Genomic DNA, 26795 nt, shown 5'->3' with positions numbered 1-26795 from the left:
GTTTTAGGTAAGAGGTAAGAGGTAAAAGATAAGAGCTTTTTAAAACTCCTTTTTGTATCTTAACCTAAAATACCAATTCCTAATCATATTTTTAACATATAGGGATAAAAAACATATTTTTAACTAACAACTTCTTAAGAGATTGATAATTGATAAAACATAAGTAGTATTACACTTTCTTACTTCTTATCTCTTAACTCTTATCTATAAAAAAGAATGCTGCGCGAAAAGTCTACGGGTGATTAGTATTACTCGGCTATGATGTTACCACCGTTACACCTGTAACCTATCAACGTGGTCATCTCCCACGACCCTTAAAAGAAATCTCATCTTGTGGCGGGTTTCGTACTTATATGCCTTCAGCACTTATCCCATCCGCACTTAGCTACTCTGCTATGCCCTTGGCAAGACAACAGATACACCAGCGGTGCGTCCAACTCGGTCCTCTCGTACTAGAGTCAGATCCACGCAAATTTCTAACGCCCACAGTAGATAGAGACCGAACTGTCTCACGACGTTCTGAACCCAGCTCGCGTGCCACTTTAATGGGCGAACAGCCCAACCCTTGGGACCTTCTCCAGCCCCAGGATGTGACGAGCCGACATCGAGGTGCCAAACCCCCCGTCGATGTGAGCTCTTGGGGGAGATCAGCCTGTTATCCCCGGCGTACCTTTTATCCTTTGAGCGATGGCCCTTCCATACGGAACCACCGGATCACTATGCTCTACTTTCGTACCTGATCGACTTGTAGGTCTCTCAGTCAAGCTCCCTTATGCCATTGCACTCTTCGCACGGTTACCAAGCGTGCTGAGGGAACCTTTAGAAGCCTCCGTTACTCTTTTGGAGGCGACCACCCCAGTCAAACTACCCTCCACGAATTGTCCCCTACTCTTTGTAGGGTTAGACCTCAGATAAGCAAAGGGTGGTATTTCAACAATGACTCCACAACTACCGGAATAGCCACTTCTTAGTCTCCCACCTATCCTACGCATCACTTATCCAAGACCAATACGAAGATATAGTAAAGGTGCACAGGGTCTTTTCGTCCCACTGCGGGTAATCGGCATCTTCACCGATACTACAATTTCACCGAGCTCATGGCCGAGACAGTGTCCAAATCGTTACACCATTCGTGCAGGTCGGAACTTACCCGACAAGGAATTTCGCTACCTTAGGACCGTTATAGTTACGGCCGCCGTTTACTGGGGCTTCAATTCAAACCTTCGTGTTGCCACTAAGCTCTCCTCTTAACCTTCCAGCACCGGGCAGGTGTCAGACCCTATACCTCATCTTTCGATTTTGCAGAGTCCTGTGTTTTTGATAAACAGTCGCTTGGACCTTTTCACTGCGGCCTATCTTACGATAGGCGACCTTTCTCCCGAAGTTACAGGTCTATTTTGCCTAGTTCCTTAGCCATGAATCTCTCGAGCGCCTTAGAATTCTCTTCCCAATCACCTGTGTCGGTTTACGGTACGGGCATTAATCTTCGCTTTTCTTGGAAACGTTGTCACCACTCTATCACCTCGGCCGAAGCCTCAGTGTACTATCAAAGCTATAACAGCTCCTTTAACGTACTATTCCGTCAGTACGCGGTAGTTATCTCGTTCCGTCACTTTTATCAGATTAATGGTACAGGAATATTAACCTGTTGTACATCCACTTCCCCTGCTCGGGTACGCGTTAGTCCCCGACTAACCCTCAGCTGATTAGCATAGCTGAGGAAACCTTGATCTTTCGGCGGGCAGGTTTCTCGCCTGCCTTATCGTTACTTATGCCTACATTTTCTTTTCTATAAGCTCCACTATGTCTCACAACTTTAGCTTCTACGCCTATAGAATGCTCCCCTACCGGTAGGTACTTCTGTACTACCCCATAGCTTCGGTAATATGCTTATGCCCGTTTATTATCCATGCCCAACCGCTCGACTAGTGAGCTGTTACGCACTCTTTAAATGTATGGCTGCTTCCAAGCCAACATCCTAGCTGTCAGTGCAGTCAGACCGCGTTTGGTCAACTTAGCATATATTTGGGGACCTTAGCTGATGGTCCGGGTTCTTTCCCTTTAGGATATGGACCTTAGCACCCATACCCTCACTGCTGATGAGCATTTAATAGCATTCGGAGTTTGTCAGGAATTGGTAGGCGATGAAACCCCCGCATCCAATCAGTAGCTCTACCTCTATTAAACTCAAATCAACGCTGCACCTAAATGCATTTCGGGGAGTACGAGCTATTTCCCAGTTTGATTGGCCTTTCACCCCTACCCTCAGGTCATCCGAAGTCTTTTCAACGACAACCAGTTCGGTCCTCCACGCTGTGTTACCAGCGCTTCAACCTGCCCAAGGGTAGATCACCAGGTTTCGCGTCTACTACTACCAACTTAACGCCCTATTCAGACTCGCTTTCGCTGCGGATTCGTATCTGAAATACTTATCCTCGCTGGTAACAGTAACTCGTAGGCTCATTATGCAAAAGGCACGCCGTCACAGCCTAAAGCTGCTCCGACCGCTTGTAGGCGTATGGTTTCAGGGTCTGTTTCACTCCGTTATTCACGGTTCTTTTCACCTTTCCCTCACGGTACTAGTTCACTATCGGTCTCTCAGGAGTATTTAGCCTTACCGGATGGTCCCGGCCGATTCAGTCAAGGTTCCTCGTGCCCCGACCTACTCAGGATACCCATAAGATTTATAAAACTGTGCCTATACGAGACTTTCACTCTCTGTGGTGTGTCTTTCCAAACACTTCTAATCCAGCTTTACAACCTATATCTGGGTCCTACAACCCCCACTCTGCCGTAACAAAGTGGGTTTGGGCTAATCCCATTTCGCTCGCCACTACTCTGGGAATCACTTTTGTTTTCTTCTCCTCCGCCTACTTAGATGTTTCAGTTCAGCGGGTTTGCCCATCTTTACGATGTAGTACATCTTCAATGTACTGGGTTGCCCCATTCGGATATTTGCGTATCAACTCGTATGTGCCAATCCACGCAACTTTTCGCAGCTTATCACGTCCTTCTTCGCCTCTGAGAGCCTAGGCATCCCCCATACGCCCTTACATAACTTTTCGCGCTTGTAGTCCTAGTCAATTGACAATTAACAATTGATAATTGACAATTATCTAGGTACCTCTCGTTCTCTTTGATTCTTTTTAATATTTTTTCGTTAGATTATCAATAAATCCTTATTGATCTCTTATGCTCTTTATCCCAATATGTCAATGTACGGTTTCCTCCCCCTTCCCCTCCCAAGGAGGGGTGTTTGTGGGGAAACTGTTGTGGAGAATAAGGGATTCGAACCCTTGACCCCCTGCGTGCAAGGCAGGTGCTCTAGCCAGCTGAGCTAATTCCCCATTTTCAGGTGTTAGGGGTTAGGGGTTAGGTGTTAGCACCCGTAGCTCTAACTTCTTTTTTCTCTGCTTTGTAGTCCCAGGCAGACTCGAACTGCCGACCTCTACATTATCAGTGTAGCGCTCTAACCAGCTGAGCTATGAGACTTTGTTCTAATTAGCAAATTTGTAAATTAGCAAATTTGCAAATTTTATTTTGTTGTCAGCAAGATTTAAAGAATGAGGCTCCTTTTTATCAATTTGCTAATTACCAAATTTTCTAATTTGCTAATTAAATCGGTCGTCTCTAGAAAGGAGGTGTTCCAGCCGCACCTTCCGGTACGGCTACCTTGTTACGACTTAGCCCCAGTCACTAGTTTTACCCTAAACAGCTCCTCGCGGTGACCGTCTTCAGGTACTCCCAGCTTCCATGGCTTGACGGGCGGTGTGTACAAGGCCCGGGAACGTATTCACCGGATCATGGCTGATATCCGATTACTAGCGATTCCAGCTTCACGGAGTCGAGTTGCAGACTCCGATCCGAACTGTGACCGTCTTTATAGATTCGCGCCTGCTCACGCAGTGGCTGCTCTCTGTAACGGCCATTGTAGCACGTGTGTAGCCCAAGATGTAAGGGCCGTGATGATTTGACGTCATCCCCACCTTCCTCACGGTTTGCACCGGCAGTCCCATTAGAGGGCTCGACTTAACTCGTTAGCAACTAATGGCAGGGGTTGCGCTCGTTATAGGACTTAACCTGACACCTCACGGCACGAGCTGACGACAACCATGCAGCACCTTGAAAACTGTCCGAAGAAAAAGGTATCTCTACCCCTGTCAGTCCCCATTTAAACCTTGGTAAGGTTCCTCGCGTATCATCGAATTAAACCACATGCTCCACCGCTTGTGCGGGCCCCCGTCAATTCCTTTGAGTTTCATTCTTGCGAACGTACTCCCCAGGTGGGATACTTATCACTTTCGCTTAGCCACTCAGATTACTCCAAACAGCTAGTATCCATCGTTTACAGCGTGGACTACCAGGGTATCTAATCCTGTTCGCTCCCCACGCTTTCGTCCATCAGCGTCAATTAATTGTTAGTAATATGCCTTCGCTATCGGTGTTCTGTGTAATATCTAAGCATTTCACCGCTACACTACACATTCCAACTACTTCACAACCATTCAAGACCAACAGTTTCAAAGGCAGTTGCTTAGTTGAGCTAAGCGCTTTCACCTCTGACTTACAAGCCCGCCTACAGACCCTTTAAACCCAATGATTCCGGATAACGCTCGCATCCTCCGTATTACCGCGGCTGCTGGCACGGAGTTAGCCGATGCTTATTCATAAGGTACCGTCATCAAACTACGCGTAGCCCTTATTCTTCCCTTACAAAAGCAGTTTACAACCCATAAGGCCGTCATCCTGCACGCGGCATGGCTGGATCAGTCTTCCGACCATTGTCCAATATTCCTCACTGCTGCCTCCCGTAGGAGTCTGGTCCGTATCTCAGTACCAGTGTGGGGGACATCCCTCTCAGAACCCCTATCTATCATAGCCTTGGGGAGCCGTTACCTCTCCAACTAGCTAATAGAACGCATACTCATCTTTCACCACCGTAGCTTTAATAAGTGCACGATGCCGTGCTCTTATACCATAGGGTATTAATCCAAATTTCTTCGGGCTATCCCCCAGTGAAAGGCAGATTGTATACGCGTTACGCACCCGTACGCCGGTCTCAGTCACCCGAAAGTAACTTCCCCCTCGACTTGCATGTGTTAGGCCTGCCGCTAGCGTTCATCCTGAGCCAGGATCAAACTCTTCATCGTTAAAATCTTTTATATCTTCTAACCGATTCTTAAGTTATTGACTTCAGGTTTCACTCAATTCTTTAAATCTTCTTTGTGCTGTACAACATTATGTCAAGGTACGTGTTGTTCTTTCCGCTCCAAAGGCACTACTCTCCTCTTTTGCGGGTGCAAAGGTATAACCTTTTTCTTTACCTCCAAAATTTTTATATACTTTTTTTTGAAAAAGTTTTATGTATTTTGGTAAGTGGTTGATTATAAGATTTGTAAAATTTTATATATTTTATTTTCTTATTATCAATGTAACACTTTTTAATATTTTCTAAGCATTAATACTTTTCAAATACATCATTACTACAACAGTTTATGTGCGATGAGATACTCAGCAATCTGTATGGTATTAGTAGCAGCTCCTTTGCGCAGGTTATCAGCTACTACCCATAAGTTAAGAGTATTAGGTTGCGACTCATCGCGACGGATACGTCCTACAAATACGTCATCTTTGCCGTGAGCGTACAGTGGCATAGGGTAAGTATTCGTATCAGTATTATCCTGTACCTTAATTCCAGGTGATTGTGCTAAGAGCGCACGTACTTCATCAATATTAAAATCTTTTTTCAATTCTACATTCACCGCTTCACTATGTCCGCCTACTACCGGTATGCGCACCGCTGTAGCTGTTACTGCAATACTATCGTCTCGGAGTATCTTTTTAGTTTCACGCACCAATTTCATTTCTTCCTTGGTATAACCATTATCTTCAAACACGTCACAATGAGGAATCACATTGCGGTGTATTGGGTAATGATAAGCCATCTCGCCTTTTTCTCCTTTGTATTCGTTTTCTAACTGGCGTACGGCTTTCACTCCTGTACCTGTAATCGACTGGTAAGTAGAGACTACCACACGCTTGATACCGTATTTCTTTTGTAAAGGAGCTAAAGCTACGAGCATCTGTATCGTAGAACAATTAGGGTTTGCAATAATCTTATCGTCTTTCGTAAGCACATCGGCATTGATTTCAGGAATTACCAACTTTTTAGTGTCGTCCATACGCCACGCCGATGAGTTATCTACCACTGTTGTCCCTACTTGGGCAAACTTAGGTGCCCATTCTTTAGAGACGGTAGCTCCTGCTGAAAAAAGAGCTAAATCGGGTTTGAGCGATACGGCTTGTTGTAAGCCTATCACAGTATATTCAGTTCCTTGAAAAGTAATTTTCTTCCCTACTGACTTCTCTGATGCTACGGGAATTAATTCGGTTACAGGAAATTTGTGTTCTGCAAGTACTTCTAACATCACGTTACCTACCATTCCGGTAACGCCTACTACTGCTACTCTCATTTTTAATTATAATTTTGTTTTATTTTAATTCTTTTACTTCCATATTGTCATACTGTACAATATATACGCCTTGGTTTTCATAGCCACCACCTTTATAGAAATTTTTTAGGTAAGCAAATTTATTCTCTAAGTAAGAAGTCTCTCCTATACGTGTATTGGCACTAGTAAGATTGCCCGATACTCCCAAACGCAATACAGCATCCATAGTAAGGTCAAACCCGCGAATAGCATACTTATTAGGTAGAATACCATAAGTCTTTAAATATCGCGCAGAAAAACTATCTGTACCATTAGAATATTTATTTACAGTAGGATAAGTAAAACGTAAATCGGATAGCTGGTTGTTAGAAAGATTATTAGAATCGTATACTGAACCTCTATCCACAGTCGCCAACATAATCTTAGGGAAGGTATTGTTCCTTTTAGATTTAAGCGCATTGTGCAACAAACGCACTGCCATCGACACGTAACCTATATCATTCGACTGTAATAACACCACATTTTCCTTGTTGTAGTTTAATGCATTAACAAATCCATTAGCCGACATTTCAGTTACTACCTTAGCATTAGGGAATGAACGCTCTAATTTCTCACGCAAAGAACTATTCTTGCTATCAGCTAAGATAATCATATTCTCATCTGAATAGTTTTTGTTAAGATAGTCAATCATTTGTGCTTGCAACACCTCATCGTTCGGTAAGGTCTGATACACATTAGGATTGAGAGTTATATTCTTATTAGATAAAGGAGCTAATAATATCGTATTGTTACTTGTAACCAATGACGCTAAAGTATTAAACGATTTGGTGGTAAAAGGACCTATTACCACTTGTGAGTTCTGTACTGAGGCATTAGAAGCTATCTTCTTTAAGTCACCTTCACTATCGTATACGTTCACTTTAAACTTATATCCCATTTTTTGAAGAGAGTCCAAAGCTATTAGAGCTCCTGAATAGAAATCGGTAGCCACAGGAGTTAGTTTGTTTTCAGTAAGTCGAGATTTTATAATAGCAACTTGCCCAGTGCTGACATCCGATAGTTTAAAAGGTAAAATATAAGATATCTCCTTCACATTGGCTGGTGAAGATGCTGAACGCAAGGTATTGTTAGAATTCTGAAAGTTGTAGTTTGCTGTATTATTCTGCGAAGCACTTTTATAGTGTTCGTAATTCTCTTTGGGTATCCATATTTGAGCATCGCTTTTTAATCCATCTTTAAGACTAGGATTTAGTTTCACAAGTTCAGCTTCCGATAAACCAAACTTACGTTCTAAGCTGTAAAATCCTTCCCCTCTTTCCACAAGGTAAAGCACCACTTCTTTCTTAGTATTAGGGCGAGCTGGTGGTTCAGGCTCTGTACTATCGGTAGAAGAGGCTGGCACCCAGATTTCTTGCCCTTCTCTTATACTATTAGGGTTGAAACCTTTTTCGTTTTTGTTCAGCTTTTCCAATTCCTCTACACTCACATTGTGGTTTTTAGCAATGCGCCAAAGTGTTTCTTGCGGCTTTACTACGTACCGTTTTTGTCCTTGTACGCTTTTCTGTACCATTTCAGCTGTTTTGCTAAATAGCGGAATAGTAATGCGCTCACCCTCTTGTAACTCTCTTATATAGAGGTCTAAATTATAACGCTTTAAATCATCAATAGTGATGTTGTATTTTTGCGACAGACCAAAGAAAGTCTCACCTCCTTTTACCAAGTGAGTCGTAAACCCTACAGGACGTTGGGTATTGTAATGCTTCACTTTACTGATAGGAATATTGATAGTCATTCCCTTTTGTACTCCATCTTTAAGCCCTGGATTGAGTTTTAAGATGTCAGCGGGCGAAAAGCGATAGGTCTTAGCTATATTTTCAATACTTTCATAGTTATTTGCTGTGTACGTTTGCGGTTGTGCATAGGCAACTCCTAAGCACAATAACAAAGCTAATGTAAAAAGTTGTTTCATAATATTGTCTTATGATTTAATTTTTTAGTGTTAATTGATAATTCTAAAATTGTTTATTGTCTATTCCCATTCTATCGTGGCAGGCGGTTTACTGCTGATATCGTACACCACACGGTTTACGCCTTTCACCTTATTGATAATATCGTTAGACACTTTTTGCAGAAATTTATAAGGTAAGTCTACCCAATCTGCCGTCATACCGTCTATGCTTTCCACAGCGCGCAAGGCTACCACACGCTCGTAGGTACGTTCGTCTCCCATTACTCCCACACTGTTGATAGGCAGTAAAATAGCTCCTGCTTGCCACACTTTGTCGTATAGGTTATTTTCTTTCAGAGCGTTGATGAATATAGCATCTACTTCTTGCAAAATAGTTACCTTTTCGGCAGTGATATCTCCCAAAATGCGGATAGCCAATCCAGGTCCTGGAAAAGGGTGTCTGCCTAATAGTTCATCGCTGATGCCTAAACTGCGTCCTACTCTTCGCACTTCATCTTTGAAGAGCATACGCAAAGGCTCTACTACTTTCAATTTCATATAGTCGGGTAAGCCTCCTACATTATGATGTGATTTGATAGTCGCTGAAGGTCCCTTTACTGATAGTGATTCAATCACGTCAGGATAAATAGTGCCTTGCGCCAACCATTGAGCATCAGTAATTTTATGAGCTTCACCATCAAACACTTCAATAAAAACACGCCCTATGGTTTTGCGTTTTTCCTCGGGGTCGGTTTTGCCTGCTAAGGCAGTAAGGAAACGCGCTGAGGCATCTACACCCTTCACATTCAGTCCCATACCCTCATATTGTTTCAGTACGTTTTCGAACTCGTTTTTGCGCAAGAGTCCATTATTTACAAAAATACAATGTAATTGCTTGCCAATCGCTTTGTTAAGTAATACAGCAGCTACCGTAGAGTCTACTCCTCCCGATAAGCCTAATATCACTTTCTCATTACCCACTTGTGCTTTTAGCTGGGCAACCGTCATCTCTACAAAGTTGTCGGACGTCCAATTAGGGGTAAGTTTTGCTATTTTGAAAAGAAAGTTAGCTAATAGCTTCATTCCATCGGCTGAGTGGGTCACTTCGGGGTGAAACTGAATTGCGTAGGTTTCTTCTCCTTCTATGCGATAAGCCGCATTCACTACATCAGGAGTACTCGACAAACAAACCGCCCCAGTAGGCAATTGTTTGATAGTGTCACTATGGCTCATCCACACTACACTTCCTTCTGCAATCCCTTCAAAAAGAGGTTCATTAGGCTTAATATAGGTAAGGTGAGCACGCCCGTACTCTCGTATGTTCGAAGGGGCTACTTCACCACCGCCAAAGTGTGCCAAATACTGCGCTCCGTAACATACTGCCAAAAGAGGCTTTTTACCTTTCAGTGCTGATAGGTCTGGGTGCAAGGCTTCTGCACTACGCACCGAATAAGGCGAACCTGAGAGTATCACTGCCGAGAAGTCTTCTAAGTTCTCAGGCAAATGGTTGTAGGGGTGCATTTCGCAATACACGTTCAATTCGCGCACACGGCGTGCAATAAGTTGGGTGTATTGCGAGCCAAAGTCTAATAATAAAAGACGTGAGCCCTGAAAAGTATCTTTATTCATCGTCGAGGGTTGCTGCGGCAGTAAGCACCGCTTGTTTCAAATTTTCTTTATAATCAATCATTTTTTGCAAGAGCTCAGCGTCGGCACTTGCCAATATTTGTACGGCTAATAAACCTGCGTTCTTAGCAGCATTTAAAGCTACGGTAGCCACAGGCACTCCGCCAGGCATTTGTAAGATAGAAAGGATAGAATCCCAACCGTCGATAGAGTTACTGCTTTTCACCGGCACACCTATCACAGGCAAAGGCGACATCGAGGCGACCATACCAGGTAAATGAGCTGCACCTCCTGCTCCCGCAATAATTACCTGAATGCCTTTTTTATGAGCGTTCTTACTGAACTCCATCAGCTTTTCAGGCGTGCGATGCGCCGATACGATGTCTACCACAGTTGTGATACCAAAGGACTTGAGGATATCAATAGCGCCCTGCATCACAGGCAAATCACTCTTGCTTCCCATTACCACAGCTACTTTCATTTTGTCTATATTTTGGTGCAAAGGTACAAAAAAATATCAATTCGCAATATAAAGGCTTTATATTTTGTTCCCCCGTGCTACTTCCCTGCAACCTTGTCATTCGCCATTCGCAACTCGTCATTAATTTGGTATTATTAGTATTTTGGGTATTGTAATATTAAATTCGTCTTCGTACTTTCTTCTAGTAAGCCTTGTCTTTTAGCCTAATAGCTATCTATATTTTTTCCTCTTGAAGAATGTTTATTTTTCTATTTACCTTTGCTCATCTCACATTTTTGTATCGCCACACTCCCCTTTTAAAAAGATTACTTCTTTCTCTTATTTTCGTTTTTCTTCTACTTTAAATCCGCTTAAATCTCTTTTTTCTACTCACTCTTAACCCCTCATTATTAACTACTTATATACCCTTTCTATATCTATCTTCCAAGATTCGTATAAGCTTCCTATAAGCTCTCTATAAGCTACCACCACCCTCTCAACAGCTACTTTACCTCTTGTTTTTTACCTTTTACCTAAATTTTCTCTTCCGAATCTCTCCGTTATCTTCCGAACTCTCCAACCTGCCAAGTAACTTTTTTCATTCCACCTCATATTTTCAGTAAGTGTTTTAGAGCAGATGATCTATTACTCTTTAGCCTCAAAAATAGATAGGTATCAACACCTAACCGTTAATGAACAGAGATTCAATTAGTCACCGACATTTTGTCACTTGTTACACATTTCTTATCAAGTAGTTATTATTAAATAATAATCAGATTGTTAATTATTTTTAGATTTCTATTTAATATTACATTTGGTATAAAAATCCTTTTAAAAAACTGTCTTTTTGTCAGTTAAAAGCTGTTGGCATAACTCTTGCCCTATTGGGAGTGAACAAATCATAAAATGTTGAACACACTAAATTGAAAATATATGAATTTTAATAACTTTACTATCAAAGCACAAGAAGCGGTACAAACCGCTCAGCAAATTGCCCAACAATATGGGCACCAGGAATTGCAAAACGAACATTTCTTCAAAGCTATTGAGCAGGTAGATGAGAACGTATTGCCTTTCCTATTCAAAAAATTGAATATCAACCGCGAACAATTAAATAAACAGTTAGAAACTGCTTTGCAAGGCTTTGCCAAAGTCAGCGGTGGCGATATGGGGCTCTCACGCGAAGCAAACACTATGCTCAACGAAGCTGCTAACATCGCTAAAAAATGGAACGACGAATATGTATCCTTAGAACACCTTATATTGGCTATCTTCAAATCAAACAGTAAAATCGCCCAAGCCCTCAAAAACCAAGGTGTGAGTGAAAAAGAGTTGGAGAAAGCCATTCAAGAATTGCGCAAAGGCGAACGCGTAACTTCGGCTTCAGCTGAAGATACTTATAATTCGCTCAACAAATACGCCAAAAACCTCAATCAGTTAGCTGATAGCGGGAAACTCGACCCTGTGATTGGTCGTGATGAGGAAATACGCCGTGTATTGCAAATTCTTTCACGTCGTACCAAGAACAACCCTATGTTGGTGGGTGAACCTGGGGTAGGTAAAACGGCTATAGCCGAAGGCTTAGCACACCGTATTGTAAAAGGTGACGTGCCTGAAAACCTAAAAGACAAGGTGATTTACTCCCTCGATATGGGTGCCCTTATCGCAGGTGCGAAGTACAAAGGTGAGTTTGAAGAACGACTCAAATCAGTAGTGAAAGAGGTAACCTCATCCGATGGCAATATCATTCTGTTTATAGATGAAATCCATACCCTTGTGGGAGCAGGAGGAGGCGAAGGTGCTATGGACGCTGCTAATATTTTAAAACCTGCCTTAGCGCGTGGTGAACTTCGTGCTATTGGTGCCACTACTCTCGATGAGTACCAAAAGTACTTTGAAAAAGACAAAGCTCTCGAACGTCGTTTTCAAAAGGTAATGGTAGACGAACCTGATACCGAAAGTGCTATCTCAATATTGCGTGGTATCAAAGAAAAGTACGAAACACACCACAAAGTACGTATCAAAGACGAGGCGATTATCGCAGCAGTAGAACTTTCTGAACGCTATATCACTAATCGTTTCTTACCCGATAAGGCAATAGACCTAATGGACGAGGCAGCTGCCAAGCTCCGTATGGAAATCAATTCTAAACCCGAAGAGTTAGACGTACTCGACCGCAAGATAATGCAACTCGAAATAGAAATTGAGGCTATCAAACGTGAGAAAGACGAGGATAAGCTCAAAATGCTATATGTAGATTTGGCAAATCTTAAAGAAGAACGTAACGCTATCAATGCTAAATGGCAGAGTGAAAAAAGCGTAATTGATGAAGTGCAAACCACTAAGGAAGCTATTGAGAAATACCGTTTGGAAGCCGATAGAGCTGAACGTGAAGGCGACTATGGTAAAGTAGCCGAATTGCGTTATGGCAAAATCAAAGAAGCGGAAGACAAGTTAGTGGAATTGCAAAAGAATTTAGACAGCAAGTCACACGAAAATGCTCTTGTAAAAGAAGAAGTAACTGCCGAAGACATCGCTGAAGTAGTAGCAAAATGGACAGGTATACCTGTAGCTAAAATGTTACAAGGCGAACGCGAAAAGCTGTTGAACTTAGAAAAAGAATTGCACCGCCGTGTAGTAGGTCAAGAAGAAGCCATCGAGGCTGTTTCCGATGCCATACGCCGTAGTCGTGCTGGTTTGCAAGACCCACGTCGTCCTATAGGTTCTTTCCTTTTCTTAGGAACTACGGGGGTAGGTAAAACCGAACTTGCCAAAGCCTTAGCCGAATATCTATTCGACGATGAAAATGCAATGACGCGTATAGATATGAGTGAATACCAAGAGAAACACGCTGTTAGCCGATTAGTAGGTGCGCCTCCAGGATATGTAGGTTATGACGAAGGTGGTCAGCTTACTGAAGCTGTGCGTCGCCGTCCGTATTCTGTAATCCTTTTAGACGAAATCGAAAAAGCTCACCCCGATACTTTCAACATCTTGTTGCAAGTACTCGACGAAGGTAGGCTTACTGACAACAAAGGTCGTACCGCCGACTTTAAGAATACGATTATCATTATGACCTCCAATATGGGTAGCCACATCATTCAAGAAACTTTTGAGAAGTATCCTAAGGATACCGAGCGCGCTATCGACGAGTCACGTGACGAGGTGTTACAACTCCTCAAACAAACTGTACGCCCTGAGTTTTTGAACCGTATAGACGACATTATAATGTTCACACCGCTCAACGCCAAGGATATCCGTAGTATTGTGCGTTTGCAATTGCAATCAGTGTTCCGTATGGTTGCCAAAGAAGGTATCTTGCTCGATGCTACCGATGAAGCTATTGATTATTTAGCACAAAAAGGTTTTGACCCTCAGTTTGGTGCTCGTCCAGTGAAACGTATCATTCAGAAAGAAGTGCTTAACAAGCTTTCTAAAGAAATTTTGAGTGGCACAGTACAACGCGATGCTGTCATCTTATTAGATGCTTTCGATAACCAATTGGTATTTAGGAATAGTTAAAAATGACAATTTGTCAGTTTTTAACTCTTTGGCACAATCATTGACTGCTACTAACTACGTAAGCATAAGGCTTACAAAAATAATGTTGAACTTAAAAAAACGATAATATTAATATGAGTAAGATTATAGGTATTGACTTAGGAACCACAAACTCTTGTGTTTCTGTAATGGAAGGTAATGACCCTGTGGTGATTACCAATGCCGAAGGTAAACGCACAACCCCTTCAGTGGTAGCTTTTACCGAAGGTGGCGAAATAAAAGTAGGTGACGCTGCTAAACGTCAGGCAGTTACCAACCCTAAAAACACGGTATATTCTATCAAGCGTTTTATGGGGAACAAGTTTTCTGAATTGGAAAAAGAAATCGCTCGTGTACCTTATAAAGTAGTACGTGGCGACAACGATACTCCTCGTGTGGATATAGACGGACGTTTGTATACTCCACAAGAAATCTCAGCTATGATTCTTCAAAAGATGAAGAAAACTGCAGAAGACTTCTTAGGACAACCCGTAACAAGCGCGGTAATTACTGTACCAGCTTACTTTAACGACGCTCAACGTCAAGCTACTAAAGAAGCAGGTGAAATCGCAGGCTTAAAAGTAGAACGTATCATCAACGAACCTACTGCCGCTGCATTGGCTTATGGCTTGGATAAAGACCATAGCGACCATAAGATTGTTGTATTCGACTTTGGTGGTGGTACTCACGATGTGTCTATCTTGGAACTTGGCGACGGCGTGTTTGAAGTACTCGCTACTGATGGTGATACCCACTTAGGAGGTGATGATGTAGATGAAAAAATCATCAACTGGTTGGCTGAAGAGTTTGAAAAAGAAGAACAAATCGACCTTCGTAAAGACCCTATGGCGTTACAACGTCTTAAAGAAGCTGCTGAAAAGGCTAAGATTGAACTTTCTTCAACTACTGAAACCGAAATCAATTTGCCTTATATCACTGCTACAGCTTCAGGTCCTAAACACTTGGTGCGCAAGCTCAGCCGTGCTAAATTCGAACAACTCATCGACGACCTAGTAAAACGCACAATTGAACCTTGCAAAAAAGCGTTAGAAAATGCAGGTCTCAGCGTAAGTGATATCAACGAAGTAATCTTAGTAGGTGGGTCTACTCGTATTCCTGCCGTACAAGAAGCCGTTGAAAAATTCTTTGGTAAAAAACCTAATAAGAGCGTAAACCCTGATGAGGTAGTAGCCATTGGAGCCGCTATTCAAGGGGGCGTACTTACTGGTGATGTGAAAGATGTATTGCTTTTGGACGTTACTCCTCTTTCTTTGGGTATCGAAACTATGGGAGGTGTGATGACTAAACTGATAGAAGCCAATACCACTATCCCTACTAAAAAATCGCAAGTGTTCTCAACTGCTGCCGACAATCAGCCGAGTGTGGAAATTCACGTATTGCAAGGTGAGAGACCTATGGCAAACGACAACAAGACTATCGGTCGTTTCCACTTAGATGACATTCCACCTGCCCCACGTGGCGTACCACAAATTGAGGTTACCTTCGATATCGATGCTAACGGTATCATCAACGTATCGGCAACTGATAAAGGTACAGGCAAGTCTCACAATATCCGTATAGAAGCATCTTCTGGACTCTCAAAAGAAGATATCGAGAAGATGAAACGCGAAGCCGAAGCCAATGCCGAAGCTGATAAGAAAGCCAAAGAAAAAGTAGATAAACTCAACGAAGCTGATGCGATGATTTTCCAAACTGAAAAACAACTCAAAGAGTTTGGCGATAAAATTCCAGCCGACAAGAAAGGCGCTATTGAGACTGCTCTTAGCGAACTTAAAACAGCTTACGAAGGCAAAGACCTCAGCACTATTGAAACTGCTTTGAGCAAAATCAATACTGCTTGGCAACAAGCCTCTGAGGACATCTACAAAGCCCAACAGGGAGGCGGTAGCTCTACCGCACAAGAGCAACCTAACACTGGTGGAGCACAAGACGTCAATACAGACAATGTTCAAGACGTAGATTTCGAAGAAGTAAAATAGCGGAGAGCCTCCGCAGGCAAGAATAACAGCCCCACCTAATAAATAATTAGGTGGGGTTCTTTATATAGCTTTTGCAGAAAAAATACTATATAATAGTTTTATTCGTGTAATATTCTTGCAATTCTGCAATAATCCTATCCCCCACTCCATTTCTTTTTATCATCAATTGATAATTACTTATTATCGCTAAGAGTTCATTATCAACGAATATCCATTAAAAAACAAAATTATTTTTTTGTCATTAAAAATTAATTACTACTTTTGTCCTGCAAATTAATCATTTCTTTTTCAATTTTAAAATTTTTCATATCTGAAAAATTTTAAGAACAAATTAATGTCGTACTTTCGCACCCTATGAATATATATGATATAGAAAACGTTAAGCTACTACTTAAAAAACAGCTGAAAATAAGTATTATTCCTCACAAAAGCCCTGATGGAGATGCCATAGGGAGTTGCTTGGGGCTATACTTGTATTTAAAGCAATTGCACCAAGATGTAACGGTGGTGTCGCCCAATGATTTTCCTGATTATTTAAAATGGTTACCCTCAGCCGATGAGATTCTCATCTATGACAATGCTCCTGAAAGGGCAAAAAAACAGATAGAAAACTCTACGCTCATCTTTACGCTTGATTTCAATTCGCTTAAACGCGCTGATGGACTCACACCTTTATTAGAAAGCTCGGCAGCTACATTTGTGATGATTGACCATCATCAGGCGCCTGAGGCTTATGCCAAAGTAACTTTCTCTAACCCCAATGCCAGCTCTACCTGCGCAATGGTATATTCGTTTATTAATGCAATGGGCGATAAAAACCAAATAGATAGAGAAATAGCTACTTGTTTGTACACAGGAATAATGACCGATACGGGAAATTTTAAATACCCCACCACTACTAGCAATACGCTAAAAATAGCTGCTTTTCTTATCGAAAAAGGAGCTAAAAACAATCAGATTAACAGTAATGTGTTTGATAATAATTCATTTAACAAATTGCAATTACTGAGTGTAGTTCTGAAAAATATGACGTATTTAAAAGAGTACGACACGGCTTACACAACGCTTAGTTCCGAGGAACTACAACAATACGACTGCCAAAAAGGAGATACTGACGGTTTCGTAAATTATGGGCTTACCATTAAGAACACTAAGCTGGCAGTAATCTTCATTCAAGAAGGCGATTTTATAAAAATGTCGTTGCGTTCCAAAGGTAATAACGATGTAAATCTGTTTGCACGCAAATATTTCAACGGCGGAGGACACATCAATGCTGCAGGAGGTAGATTTGACGGTACAATGGAAGAAGCAGTAACTTATTTTAAACAAGTTTTGCCAGATTTTATTCACAAGAATATTTAAAATACAATGAATATACTCAAAAAAATAGCAATAATAATGGTAGCTGGCATAGTTTTCATAAGCTGTGCCGACCGACAAGCACGCCACCCTGTAACCAAGAAAACAAGTACCTTTTTAAAGGAATCGGCTAAGAAAAACAAAGCGCTATTAGCTTCAGAAGAAGCTCTTATTGATTCTATTATCAAAAAAGATACACTCCACACCTTTATAGATTCACAACACGGTTTTAAATTCTATTACCTAAACCAAAATCCTAATGCTGACTACACAGCACAGTTTGGCGATATCGTAACCTATGATTACAGTCTTTCGGATTTGCGGGGTAACGAACTCTACCAAGAGAAACCCGATGGTGATTATAAGTATAATGTAGATAAAGAAGAGGTATTCCAAGGGTTGCGTTCAGCACTAAAATTGTTAAAAGAGAAAGAAAGTGGTGTTTTCTTTTTCCCCTCGAGTGTAGCCTATGGTTATCGTGGTGATAAAGATAAAATAACTTTCAACCAGCCTATTATTGCCAAGATAGAGGTTTTTAAAATTGAAAAGAACAAAGAGAAAATAGAACCACGACCTGAATAAGTAGAAATTTTAATTAATTTTATATATGAGACGACTCAATTTTATCGCATTGCTTTCTGCAATGTTTGTATTTTTCAGTTGCAATTCGCAAAAGAAAGCCTATAAAGATTTAGGCGATGGCTTATTTGCGGATATTGAAACTACTCAAGGAAATATTATTGTAAAACTAAACTACAAAGAAACTCCTGTAACAGTAGCCAACTTTGTTACTTTGGCAGAAGGTAAAAACACTTTCGTAAAAGCTGAATACAAAGGTAAACCGTTTTACAACGGAACAATTTTCCACCGAGTAATCAAGGATTTTATGATACAAGGAGGTGACCCTACCGGCACCGGAATGGGAGAACCCGGTTACCGATTTGAAGATGAGATAGTGCCTACTTTAAGACACGATAAAAAAGGAATCTTGTCTATGGCAAACGCAGGTCCAGCTACCAATGGCAGTCAGTTTTTTATTACCCAAGTGCCTACTCCTCATTTAGATGGTCGCCACACAGTATTCGGCGAAACGGTGAAAGGTTTAGAAGTAATAGATGCTATTGCTAATACTAAAACAGTAATGAACGACAAGCCTGAAAAGGATATCAAAATCAATAAGATTACTATTATTGCCAATGGTAAAGATGCTAAAAATTTCAATGCTGTAAAAGTTTTTGAAGATTACTTCAAAGAAATCAACAAGAGAGAGCGAGAAAAAGAAGCTAAGACGAAAGCCGCTTCCGCTAAGTTTTTAGAAGAAGTAAAAGTACAGGAACCACAAGCTAAAGCACTTCCTTCAGGAGTAAAAATCTTTAAGTTAGTTGATGGCAAAGGCAAACAACCTAATCACACACATCAAGTAATGGTAAACTACGCAGGTTATTTGAAAAACGGAACCCTTTTCGATTCTAACGTAAAAGAAATTGAAGAGGCTTACGGTAAGTACAACTCATTACGTGAACAACAAGGAGGATACCAAGCCTTCCCTATGCCTTATAACACTTCTGCGCAACTTATACCAGGCTTCAGAGATGCTTTGCTTACAATGAAAGTAGGTGATAAAATACGCGTATTTATTCCTGCTGCTTTAGGGTATGGCGAAAGAGGTGCTGGCGATGTGATTCCACCTAATAGCGATCTTATTTTCGATATTGAAATTACAGATATAGCTAAATAAGTATAAAAAATAAGGATATACAAACTTTGTCAAAGTCTCTAACAGTCTGTCGTGCTAAGACCTTTGACAAAGTTTTTTACTAACAACTAAAATAACTAAAAACTAAAAATGGTATACAAATTCAGAGTGATACTCGACGTTAAAGAAGACGTTTTTAGAGATATTATCATTCAAGGAGAAGCTACTTTGGAAGATTTACACAATGTAATCAACCAATCATTTGGCTTTGCTGGTGACGAAATGGCTTCTTTCTATCTTACCGACGAGGATTGGAATCAGGGAGAGGAAATCACCCTTTTTGATGTATCAGAAAGTGGAGAAATGCGCTTGATGGAAGAGACAACCATCGAATCGGTAGTAAGTGAAGAAGATCCTAAACTGTTGTACGTATACGACTTTATGTCGATGTGGACGTTCTTCGTAGAATTAGTAGAGATTGATGAAGAAGAAACAGGCGCCTCTTATCCTGCTTTGATATACGCTCACGGTTCTATTCCTGCTGAAGCTCCCGAGAAATCATTCGTAGCTGATGATTTTGATGAGTTTGAAGATGAATTTAACGATTTTGACCTCGACGAAGACGATTATGGAAGTTTCAGTGAAGAAGAATACTACTAATTACGTAATAGTAACAGATAACAAGTAACTATGCTAAATTTATATACAACAAACATTGAAACACTTTCTATTCACAGGGTAGGTAATCTAAGCAAAGGAGAACCTCTATTTCTTTCAGAAAAACCTTATGCACTAAACGATGAGATTATAGGGCTGCTGAAAGAATACTTCTTTAAACCTTTCCGTGAAAAAGAAGAAAACTACTTTCACTTAGTACACGATACCGATGTTGAGTTCAATGAACTTTACCAGCTGGTAACTCCTATTTTTGAGGACGAGAGCTCTATTCACGAGCAATCTAAGAAGATTGCGCAACACTTGTACAATCAGTCTAATCACCCACATATCAAAAGCGGAGAGGTGTATGTAGCGCTTCTTCACGATAGTTATTTAGATAATGAAAAGGTAAAAGCAGTAGGTATCTTCAAATCGGAGATGAGGAACAGCTTTTTGCAGTTTGAAGAACAGGCTAACCAGTTGGAGATGATTATCCAAGAGGGAGTGAACATTCACCGATTGGATAAAGGTTGTATTATCTTTAATGTGAATAAAGAGGACGGATACAAAATACTTTCCATCGACAGCAATCGTTATGACACTAAGTATTGGTTGGAGAACTTTCTAAATGTCGATGCGTTAATAGACGATAATTTCTATACTAAAAAGTACTTAAAATTCAGCCAAGACTTTGCCAAAGATGTAATCTTGCCTGCTGAAGATAAAAAAGAAGAGGTTTTATTTATGAACCGTGCGATTAATTACTTCGCTAAGAATGATGATTTTGAAGAAACCTCGTTTATGAATGAAGTGTTTGAAAATCCTGAATTGATACCAGAGTTTAAGCACTACAAAGTAGAGAAAGGACCTAAGTACCAAATAGAAGATGTATCAACCTTTCCGATTGTTAATAAGGCTGTATCGGACGTACGCAAAAAAATTAAAAATGTGATTGATTTAGACACTAATATCCAGATACGTATGGACTTTATCAATCCAGAATCAGCTGATAAGTTTATTGAGAAAGGTTGGGACGAAGAAAAACAAATGTATTACTATTTGGTATACTTCAATAAAGAACAAAAAAGCTAGATTTTAAATGGCAATAGCATAAAAAAAGAGTCTGAATACAGACTCTTTTTTTATGTTTCTATGTATCTTATATTCCTTCTACGAAAGGTGTATAAACTTAAATTCGGTAAAGAAATTGTATTCTTCTTTAGGTCTTAACACTACATTATCGAACTGTGGATGTTTAGTAGCATCGGCATAACCTTGTGCTTCAAAACAAATCCCTCTGCTTTGCCCTATAGTTTTGCGATGAGGTGGTTGCAACTTAGGTAAATAATATCCTGCATAGATATGTAACACAGGGTGATTGGTACGCACTTCCATTGCCAATGAACCTTCTCCGTTAGTAAGTGTAGCCATTACTTCCTCAGGAGCAATCTCACGTACAAAAGAGTTATCAGTATGAGCATATACCTTTTGCCCTTTTCGGTAATCCAAACGTGTGCCAGCCACAGGAGGGCGTTCACCTGTAGGGGTAAAGAACCCTTCTTCTAACGGTACGTACTTATCGGCTTTTATTTGTAAGGTATTGTTAAGCACATCGGTATTGCTTTCATTGAGGTTAAAATACGTATGCTGCGTGAGATTTAAAATAGTAGGTGCATCGGTGGTGCCGTGATAATCAATGCGCAAACGGTTATCGGAAGTAAGCGTATAGGTTACACGCACCGTTACCTCACCTGGATAACCCTCTTCGCCGTCTTTAGAAACATATTGTAAGATTACTGAAGAATTATCATCTCCCCTATTTACTGCCACTACGTCCCAAAAGACACTATCAAAGCCTACTGAGCCTCCGTGTATTTGATTTTCTCCCAAATTGCAGTTCAATTGTATTTCCTTGCCATCGATAATAGCTTTTCCATACTTTATACGCCCTGCATTACGCCCTATAATCGCACCAAGATACGGATACTCTTTGCGGTAAGCCTCACTTACGTACTCTTCAAACGTGTCGAAGCCCAATACACACTCTACTTTTTTCCCCTTTACAGGCACTTTAATAGAGCTAATCACACCACCAAAATTAAGTACAGTTACTTCCATACCTCCCTTATTAGAAAGTACAATAGTTTGTAATTTTTCTTTATGATATTCTTTTTTCATCAATAATTATTTTTTTAGATAAAGATATTGAAATAATGCGAATCAAGAGTTGGATTGAGTTGTATGTAAATAAAGTATATCCATTAAAATATATTCACTTCAAACTCCAAGTCAATGCCAAACTTTTCTTGCACTTGAGTTTTTACGTAATTAGCCACTGCTAAAATTTCTTCACCTGTAGCTTCACCATAATTTACCAATACCAACGCTTGATGCTTGTGCACTCCTGCATCTCCTTTCCGATAACCTTTGAGTCCTGAGCGATCTATAAGCCAACCTGCTGGCACTTTCACTTCGGTTTCATTCACTGGATAACAAGGAATTTCAGGATATTGCTGTTGTAGCTTTTCGTAATCAGTTTTTAGAATAATTGGGTTTTTAAAGAAACTGCCACAATTACCCAAAACATTAGGGTTAGGCAATTTACTTTCGCGAATGGTAATAATCGCATCGGACAACTCTTCGGGGGTAGGTTTGGTAATTCCTCGCTCTGAAAGGACTTGCTGAATAGCTCCGTATTGCGTGTGCAATTGGTGGTTTTTTTTAGTAAGTTTAAAAGTAACCGAAGTAATGATGTAATTGCCCTTCTCTTTCCCCTTAAAAATAGATTCTCGATAAGCAAAAGCACATTCTGCATTTGTGAATATGCGTTTTTGCAGTGTATGAACCTCAATAGTCTCACAACTCTCCATCACATCTTTTATTTCCACCCCATAAGCCCCTATGTTCTGTACAGGAGTAGTACCTACATTGCCGTAGATCAGTGAAAGATTTTCAAGTCCGCCATAGCCCTGTTGTAAAGTATAACGCACAAATTGGTGCCAATTCTCTCCTGCTTGTGCTTTAAGCCATATGTATTCATCAGTTTCTTTTACAGTACTAATGCCTTTAAGCAAAATGTGAAACACAGGTTGCGTAATATTTTTAGTGAGAAGCATATTGCTTCCACCCCCTAAAACAAATGGATTGTGATACTCTTGTAACGCACTGATGAGTTCCTTCTCGCTATGGATAGGAATATATTTTTCAGCTTGAACTTTAAGGTTAAAAGTGTTAGGTATTTGCATAACTTACGGTCTACTTACAAGTGCAAAGGTATGCAAAAAAAATGAATTAGCAAATGTGAAAAATTAGTAAATTAGCAAATGGAGATTGATGGCTTAGTAGTAGGGTCACGAAGAAACGGAATATAACGGAGAGGTTCGGAAGATGGTTGAAGGGAATTTTGGTGAAAAAAGGTTATTAGGAGGGTATGCTTAGCTTATAGGAAGCTTATAGGAAGCTTATACGAATCTTGGACGATTGGTATACAATAGCTATGTAAATAATTTAAAATGAGGAGTTAAGAGTTAATGAAAAACCGTAGTTTTGAGGGAAATAAAGCGACGTAAAACGAAAGGAAAGACCGTTATTTGCTCTTAGTCTGTAAACCTCATAAGGTTATTAACAAACCTTTTTATTACACTAAAAATAAATTTGTTACCTAATAAATTTTGGGTTTTCAACTTTTTTTTCTACCTTTGTGCCTTGAAAATGCCAACTACCTATCGAATAAGTAAAACACTACTAACAGTTTAAAACTAATAACAAATGGCTAAAATAGATTCTTTTAAAGAAACAATGCTCGCTGGATACTCCTTTAAAGGTGATTACATTACCTTAGGAGGGGCTATCTACGAAGGGCAACCTATTGAAAACGTATTGGTAAATTTACCTTTAAAAACACTTAACCGCCACGGGCTTATCGCAGGAGCTACGGGTACAGGTAAAACTAAAACTCTGCAAGTTATCGCCGAAAACCTTTCTAAAAAAGGTGTTCCTGTATTGCTAATGGACTTGAAAGGTGACCTCAGTGGTATTGCTGAATCTGGTGAAGTAAAGCCTTTTATCTTAGAGCGTTTAGGTAAGATAGGCTTAGACTTTCAACCACAGGCATTCCCCACCGAACTACTGACCATTTCGGAGCAAAAGGGTGTGCGTATGCGTGCTACTGTATCAGAATTTGGCTCTGTGTTACTTTCACGCATCTTAGACCTAAGCGATGTGCAAGAAGGTGTTTTGGCAGTGGTTTTCAAATACTGCGATGACCACGCACTACCCTTGTTAGACCTAAAAGATTTAAAGAAAATACTTCAATATGCCACTGATGAAGGAAAGACCGACTTCGAGAAAGAGTACGGAGCGGTTTCTAAGTCCTCAACAAGTGCTATCTTGCGTAAAATTGTGGAATTAGAGCATCAAGGTGCTGAGCTTTTCTTCGGCGAGCGCAGTTTTGAACCAGCTGACTTAATGAGAACCAATGCACAGGGCGAAGGTTATGTAAACATCATTCGCCTTACGGACATTCAAGACCGTCCTAAGATGTTCTCGACCTTTATGTTGAGTCTTTTGGCTGAAATTTACACTACTTTCCCCGAAGAAGGCGATATGTCGAAACCTAAGTTGGTTATCTTTATCGACGAAGCGCACCTTATTTTCAATGAGGCTTCCAAAACGCTTCTCAACCAATTAGAGAACATTGTAAAGCTCATACGTTCAAAAGGTGTGGGGCTTATTTTCTGTACTCAAAACCCTACCGATATCCCCGATGCGATACTTTCTCAGCTGGGTATGAAGGTACAACACGCTCTGCGTGCTTTTACTGCTAAAGACCGTAAAGCCATTAAGCTGATTGCAGAGAACTATCCTTCATCAGAATTTTACGACACTACCGATACGCTTACTTCCTTAGGAACAGGAGAAGCACTCGTAACAGTACTGAACGAAAAAGGAATACCTACTCCATTGGTAGACACAATGATGCGCGCACCAATGAGTAGAATGGATATCCTTAGTGATAGTGAAATTGAAGCGTTGGTAGGGCGTTCGGAGTTAGTGCGCAAATACAACGAAGTTATCGACCGTGAAAGTGCTTATGAAATCTTGAATAAGAAAATAGAGGACGTGCGGAAAGAGGAAGAGAAGCAAAAAGAAGCTAAGGAAGCCGAAAAAGCTTCTGCTCCTAAGCCCACTACACAAAAAACCACTACTAAGCGTTCGGGTACTAATCCTTTGATAAAAATGGTTACAAGTGCATCGTTCGTAAGAGGAGTTTTAGGAATATTAAATAAAATTATCAAGAAATAATGAAAAAATACTTTATCATCATTACTGTTCTTTTAACTATTGTGGCGTGTAACAATAAAAAGAATGAGTTCCTCATCACTAATAACAGTGTAGGAGTGCTCCAAAAAGACACTCCCATACAAAAGTTAGATTCTATCTTTGCTAAGGACTCTATAGTAAACTCGACTATGGAAGGAGAGTTGCGTTATGCAAGTGCTGAGCGCATTACTATTTTAGACAAAGAAGGTAAAGAGCTTCTTGAAATTACTCCCACTACCAATGATAAGGGGGATAAAATAGTAGAAAGTGTATTGATATTGTGCGATAAATACGCTACCGAAAAAGGGATTTCGTTACAGAGTACTTTTAAAGACGTAAAGAGCAAATACCCCGATTTAGAAATTGAGCCCTCTATCAGTAGCGTAATGGTTACTCCAAAAGGAAAGAATTACTACTTTACTTTCGACAAATCGGCTCTTAAAACAGCTTTTGACCTTACCGATAATATCTCAGAAGGAGATATTGAGGAAAGTGCCAAAATCGCTCGTATTACAGTTAATTTTTAAGTTGAACGAAGATTAATAATTATTTATAATTTTAACACGAGTGATACACTCGTGTTCATTTTGTATAAAATCAATTGATAAAGATGAACAATATTAAACTAAACAGCATTGAAGAAGCTGTTGAAGACATAAAAAAAGGAAAGGTCGTTATAGTAGTAGATGATGAAAACCGCGAAAATGAAGGCGATTTTATTGCTGCTGCTGAAAAGGTAACTCCTGAGATGATTAATTTTATGATTACCAACGGTCGCGGGTTAGTCTGTGCTCCTCTTACTGAAAAACGCTGTGCTGAGCTTGACCTTCCGATGATGGTGCAAAACAACACCGTACTGCACGAAACTCAGTTTACTGTTTCAGTAGATTTGAAAGGTCAGGGTTGTACTACCGGTATTTCAGCTTTCGACCGAGCTAAAACTATTCAAGCATTAGTAGACCCAAAGACCACTCCTTTCGACTTAGGGCGTCCTGGACATATATTCCCTTTACGCTCTAAAGAAGGCGGAGTGCTTCGCCGTACAGGACACACAGAAGCAACTATTGACCTCACTCGTATTGCGGGACTAAAACCTGCCGGTATTTTAGTAGAAATCTTAAATGAAGATGGTACGATGGCACGATTACCTCAGTTGGTGGAAGTAGCTAAGAAATTCGACCTTAAAATCATTTCTATTGAAGACCTTATTGCTTATCGTATGCGCAAAGACACACTTGTGATAAAGAAAGAAGATTTCTTGTTGCAAACCCCTTATGGAGAATTCCGCTTGCGCGCTTATGAACAAACTACTAACAAGCAAATACACTTAGCCTTTACACAAGGCACTTGGAAAGCAGATGAACCTGTGCTTACGCGCGTTCATTCATCATTTATCAGTAATGATATTCTGGAAGTTATAGCAGGAGATAAGGACAACCCTCTTGAACGCATTTTCAGAAAAATTAATGAGGAAGGCAAAGGAGCTGTGATAGTAATTAATAAAGAAGGTTATTCGAAAACGTTGTTACAGCACATTACTGAAATCAAAGAACACCAAACAGGGCACCCTCTTCCTCAAGTAGGTAAAGATACCAAAGATATTGGGATGGGAGCTCAAATACTCAACGATTTAGGTATTAGAAAACTTCGATTGCTTACCAACTCTAAAAATGCCTCTAATTACGTAGGAATGTCGGGCTACGGTCTTGAAATTACGGAAGAGATACCATATTAA

Annotated in this window: 16 protein-coding genes, 2 tRNA genes and 2 rRNA genes; 10 read left to right on the top strand and 10 right to left on the bottom strand. The window is 40.4% G+C overall.

Annotated elements, in window-relative coordinates:
* Positions 1–222 precede the first annotated feature (222 nt).
* The 8 genes from HW279_RS08860 to purE form a co-directional block, all read right to left on the bottom strand.
* Positions 223–3065 (bottom strand): 23S ribosomal RNA (locus HW279_RS08860).
* Between the two features lie 208 nt (positions 3066–3273).
* Positions 3274–3347 (bottom strand) — tRNA-Ala (locus tag HW279_RS08855).
* Between the two features lie 71 nt (positions 3348–3418).
* Positions 3419–3492, bottom strand: a tRNA-Ile gene (locus tag HW279_RS08850).
* 142 nt (positions 3493–3634) lie between these two features.
* Positions 3635–5150: ribosomal RNA gene (locus HW279_RS08845) — 16S ribosomal RNA — on the bottom strand.
* Together the 16S and 23S rRNA genes with 2 tRNA genes alongside form the textbook arrangement of a ribosomal RNA operon.
* Positions 5151–5483: 333 nt before the next feature.
* Positions 5484–6473, bottom strand: coding sequence for an aspartate-semialdehyde dehydrogenase (locus tag HW279_RS08840; protein WP_009411842.1), 990 nt, complete (start codon positions 6471–6473; stop codon positions 5484–5486).
* Positions 6474–6492: 19 nt separating this feature from the next.
* Positions 6493–8421 carry a LysM peptidoglycan-binding domain-containing protein gene (locus HW279_RS08835; protein WP_178958709.1) on the bottom strand — a complete coding sequence of 643 codons (1929 nt, stop codon included), beginning with the start codon at positions 8419–8421 and terminating at the stop codon, positions 6493–6495.
* 60 nt (positions 8422–8481) lie between these two features.
* Entirely contained in the window at positions 8482–10029 is a 1548-nt protein-coding gene (gene guaA, locus HW279_RS08830) for a glutamine-hydrolyzing GMP synthase (RefSeq protein ID WP_178958708.1), read from the bottom strand.
* Positions 10022–10507 (bottom strand): 5-(carboxyamino)imidazole ribonucleotide mutase, encoded by a 486-nt coding sequence (purE, locus tag HW279_RS08825; RefSeq protein ID WP_178958707.1) that lies wholly within the window; start codon positions 10505–10507, stop codon positions 10022–10024. The genes guaA and purE overlap by 8 nt, the downstream gene beginning before the upstream one ends.
* A 912-nt stretch (positions 10508–11419) precedes the next feature.
* Here purE and clpB point away from each other — a divergent pair.
* The 7 genes from clpB (at position 11420) to HW279_RS08790 (ending at position 20830) form a co-directional block, all read left to right on the top strand.
* Entirely contained in the window at positions 11420–14008 is a 2589-nt protein-coding gene (clpB, locus tag HW279_RS08820; protein WP_178958706.1) for an ATP-dependent chaperone ClpB, read from the top strand.
* Positions 14009–14121: 113 nt separating this feature from the next.
* A complete protein-coding gene (dnaK, locus tag HW279_RS08815; protein WP_178958705.1) occupies positions 14122–16026 on the top strand; it encodes a molecular chaperone DnaK in 1905 nt (634 codons plus the stop codon).
* Positions 16027–16380: 354 nt separating this feature from the next.
* Positions 16381–17388, top strand: a complete 1008-nt coding sequence (locus HW279_RS08810; protein ID WP_178958704.1) for a DHH family phosphoesterase — start codon at positions 16381–16383, stop codon at positions 17386–17388.
* 6 nt (positions 17389–17394) lie between these two features.
* A complete protein-coding gene (gldI, locus tag HW279_RS08805) occupies positions 17395–17967 on the top strand; it encodes a gliding motility-associated peptidyl-prolyl isomerase GldI (RefSeq protein ID WP_178958703.1) in 573 nt (190 codons plus the stop codon).
* A 25-nt stretch (positions 17968–17992) separates the two neighbouring features.
* Positions 17993–19123, top strand: a complete 1131-nt coding sequence (locus HW279_RS08800; protein WP_178958702.1) for a peptidylprolyl isomerase — start codon at positions 17993–17995, stop codon at positions 19121–19123.
* A 108-nt stretch (positions 19124–19231) separates the two neighbouring features.
* Entirely contained in the window at positions 19232–19741 is a 510-nt protein-coding gene (locus HW279_RS08795) for an IS1096 element passenger TnpR family protein (RefSeq protein WP_178958701.1), read from the top strand.
* Positions 19742–19771: 30 nt separating this feature from the next.
* Entirely contained in the window at positions 19772–20830 is a 1059-nt protein-coding gene (locus HW279_RS08790; RefSeq protein ID WP_009418343.1) for a nucleoid-associated protein, read from the top strand.
* A gap of 78 nt (positions 20831–20908) precedes the next feature.
* Here the strand turns inward: HW279_RS08790 and HW279_RS08785 are convergent, their stop codons facing one another.
* Positions 20909–21916 (bottom strand): aldose epimerase family protein, encoded by a 1008-nt coding sequence (locus HW279_RS08785; RefSeq protein WP_178958700.1) that lies wholly within the window; start codon positions 21914–21916, stop codon positions 20909–20911.
* 83 nt (positions 21917–21999) lie between these two features.
* Positions 22000–22983 carry a UDP-N-acetylmuramate dehydrogenase gene (gene murB / locus HW279_RS08780; RefSeq protein ID WP_178958699.1) on the bottom strand — a complete coding sequence of 328 codons (984 nt, stop codon included), beginning with the start codon at positions 22981–22983 and terminating at the stop codon, positions 22000–22002.
* A 523-nt stretch (positions 22984–23506) separates the two neighbouring features.
* On the opposite strand from murB, the gene HW279_RS08775 reads away from it, so the two are divergent.
* From HW279_RS08775 to ribB, 3 genes are all read left to right on the top strand, one after another.
* On the top strand, positions 23507–25042 hold the full coding sequence (locus HW279_RS08775) for a helicase HerA-like domain-containing protein (RefSeq protein WP_009411808.1): 1536 nt from the start codon (positions 23507–23509) through the stop codon (positions 25040–25042).
* Positions 25042–25587, top strand: a complete 546-nt coding sequence (locus HW279_RS08770; RefSeq protein ID WP_009418708.1) for a hypothetical protein — start codon at positions 25042–25044, stop codon at positions 25585–25587. Before HW279_RS08775 ends, HW279_RS08770 begins: the two co-directional genes overlap by 1 nt.
* 83 nt (positions 25588–25670) lie before the next feature.
* The gene (ribB, locus tag HW279_RS08765; protein ID WP_178958698.1) at positions 25671–26795 is read left to right on the top strand and encodes a 3,4-dihydroxy-2-butanone-4-phosphate synthase; all 1125 of its coding nucleotides are present in this window, start codon (positions 25671–25673) and stop codon (positions 26793–26795) included.

The sequence above is a fragment of the Capnocytophaga sp. oral taxon 903 genome, assembly GCF_013394785.1.
GTDB lineage: Bacteria > Bacteroidota > Bacteroidia > Flavobacteriales > Flavobacteriaceae > Capnocytophaga > Capnocytophaga ochracea.
The sequence above is the reverse complement of the archived record's forward strand: the minus strand, read 5'-3'. Positions and strand labels throughout refer to the sequence as shown.

Excerpts from the sequence above, each read along its gene's own strand:
- HW279_RS08775 (WP_009411808.1), top strand. The coding sequence starts at position 23,507 with ATGGCTAAAATAGATTCTTTTAAAGAAACAATGCTCGCTGGATACTCC.
- clpB (WP_178958706.1), top strand. The coding sequence starts at position 11,420 with ATGAATTTTAATAACTTTACTATCAAAGCACAAGAAGCGGTACAAACC.
- HW279_RS08770 (WP_009418708.1), top strand. The coding sequence starts at position 25,042 with ATGAAAAAATACTTTATCATCATTACTGTTCTTTTAACTATTGTGGCG.
- HW279_RS08785 (WP_178958700.1), bottom strand. The coding sequence starts at position 21,916 with ATGAAAAAAGAATATCATAAAGAAAAATTACAAACTATTGTACTTTCT.
- dnaK (WP_178958705.1), top strand. The coding sequence starts at position 14,122 with ATGAGTAAGATTATAGGTATTGACTTAGGAACCACAAACTCTTGTGTT.
- HW279_RS08835 (WP_178958709.1), bottom strand. The coding sequence starts at position 8,421 with ATGAAACAACTTTTTACATTAGCTTTGTTATTGTGCTTAGGAGTTGCC.
- HW279_RS08810 (WP_178958704.1), top strand. The coding sequence starts at position 16,381 with ATGAATATATATGATATAGAAAACGTTAAGCTACTACTTAAAAAACAG.
- ribB (WP_178958698.1), top strand. The coding sequence starts at position 25,671 with ATGAACAATATTAAACTAAACAGCATTGAAGAAGCTGTTGAAGACATA.
- guaA (WP_178958708.1), bottom strand. The coding sequence starts at position 10,029 with ATGAATAAAGATACTTTTCAGGGCTCACGTCTTTTATTATTAGACTTT.
- HW279_RS08840 (WP_009411842.1), bottom strand. The coding sequence starts at position 6,473 with ATGAGAGTAGCAGTAGTAGGCGTTACCGGAATGGTAGGTAACGTGATG.
- gldI (WP_178958703.1), top strand. The coding sequence starts at position 17,395 with ATGAATATACTCAAAAAAATAGCAATAATAATGGTAGCTGGCATAGTT.
- murB (WP_178958699.1), bottom strand. The coding sequence starts at position 22,983 with ATGCAAATACCTAACACTTTTAACCTTAAAGTTCAAGCTGAAAAATAT.
- purE (WP_178958707.1), bottom strand. The coding sequence starts at position 10,507 with ATGAAAGTAGCTGTGGTAATGGGAAGCAAGAGTGATTTGCCTGTGATG.
- HW279_RS08800 (WP_178958702.1), top strand. The coding sequence starts at position 17,993 with ATGAGACGACTCAATTTTATCGCATTGCTTTCTGCAATGTTTGTATTT.
- HW279_RS08795 (WP_178958701.1), top strand. The coding sequence starts at position 19,232 with ATGGTATACAAATTCAGAGTGATACTCGACGTTAAAGAAGACGTTTTT.
- HW279_RS08790 (WP_009418343.1), top strand. The coding sequence starts at position 19,772 with ATGCTAAATTTATATACAACAAACATTGAAACACTTTCTATTCACAGG.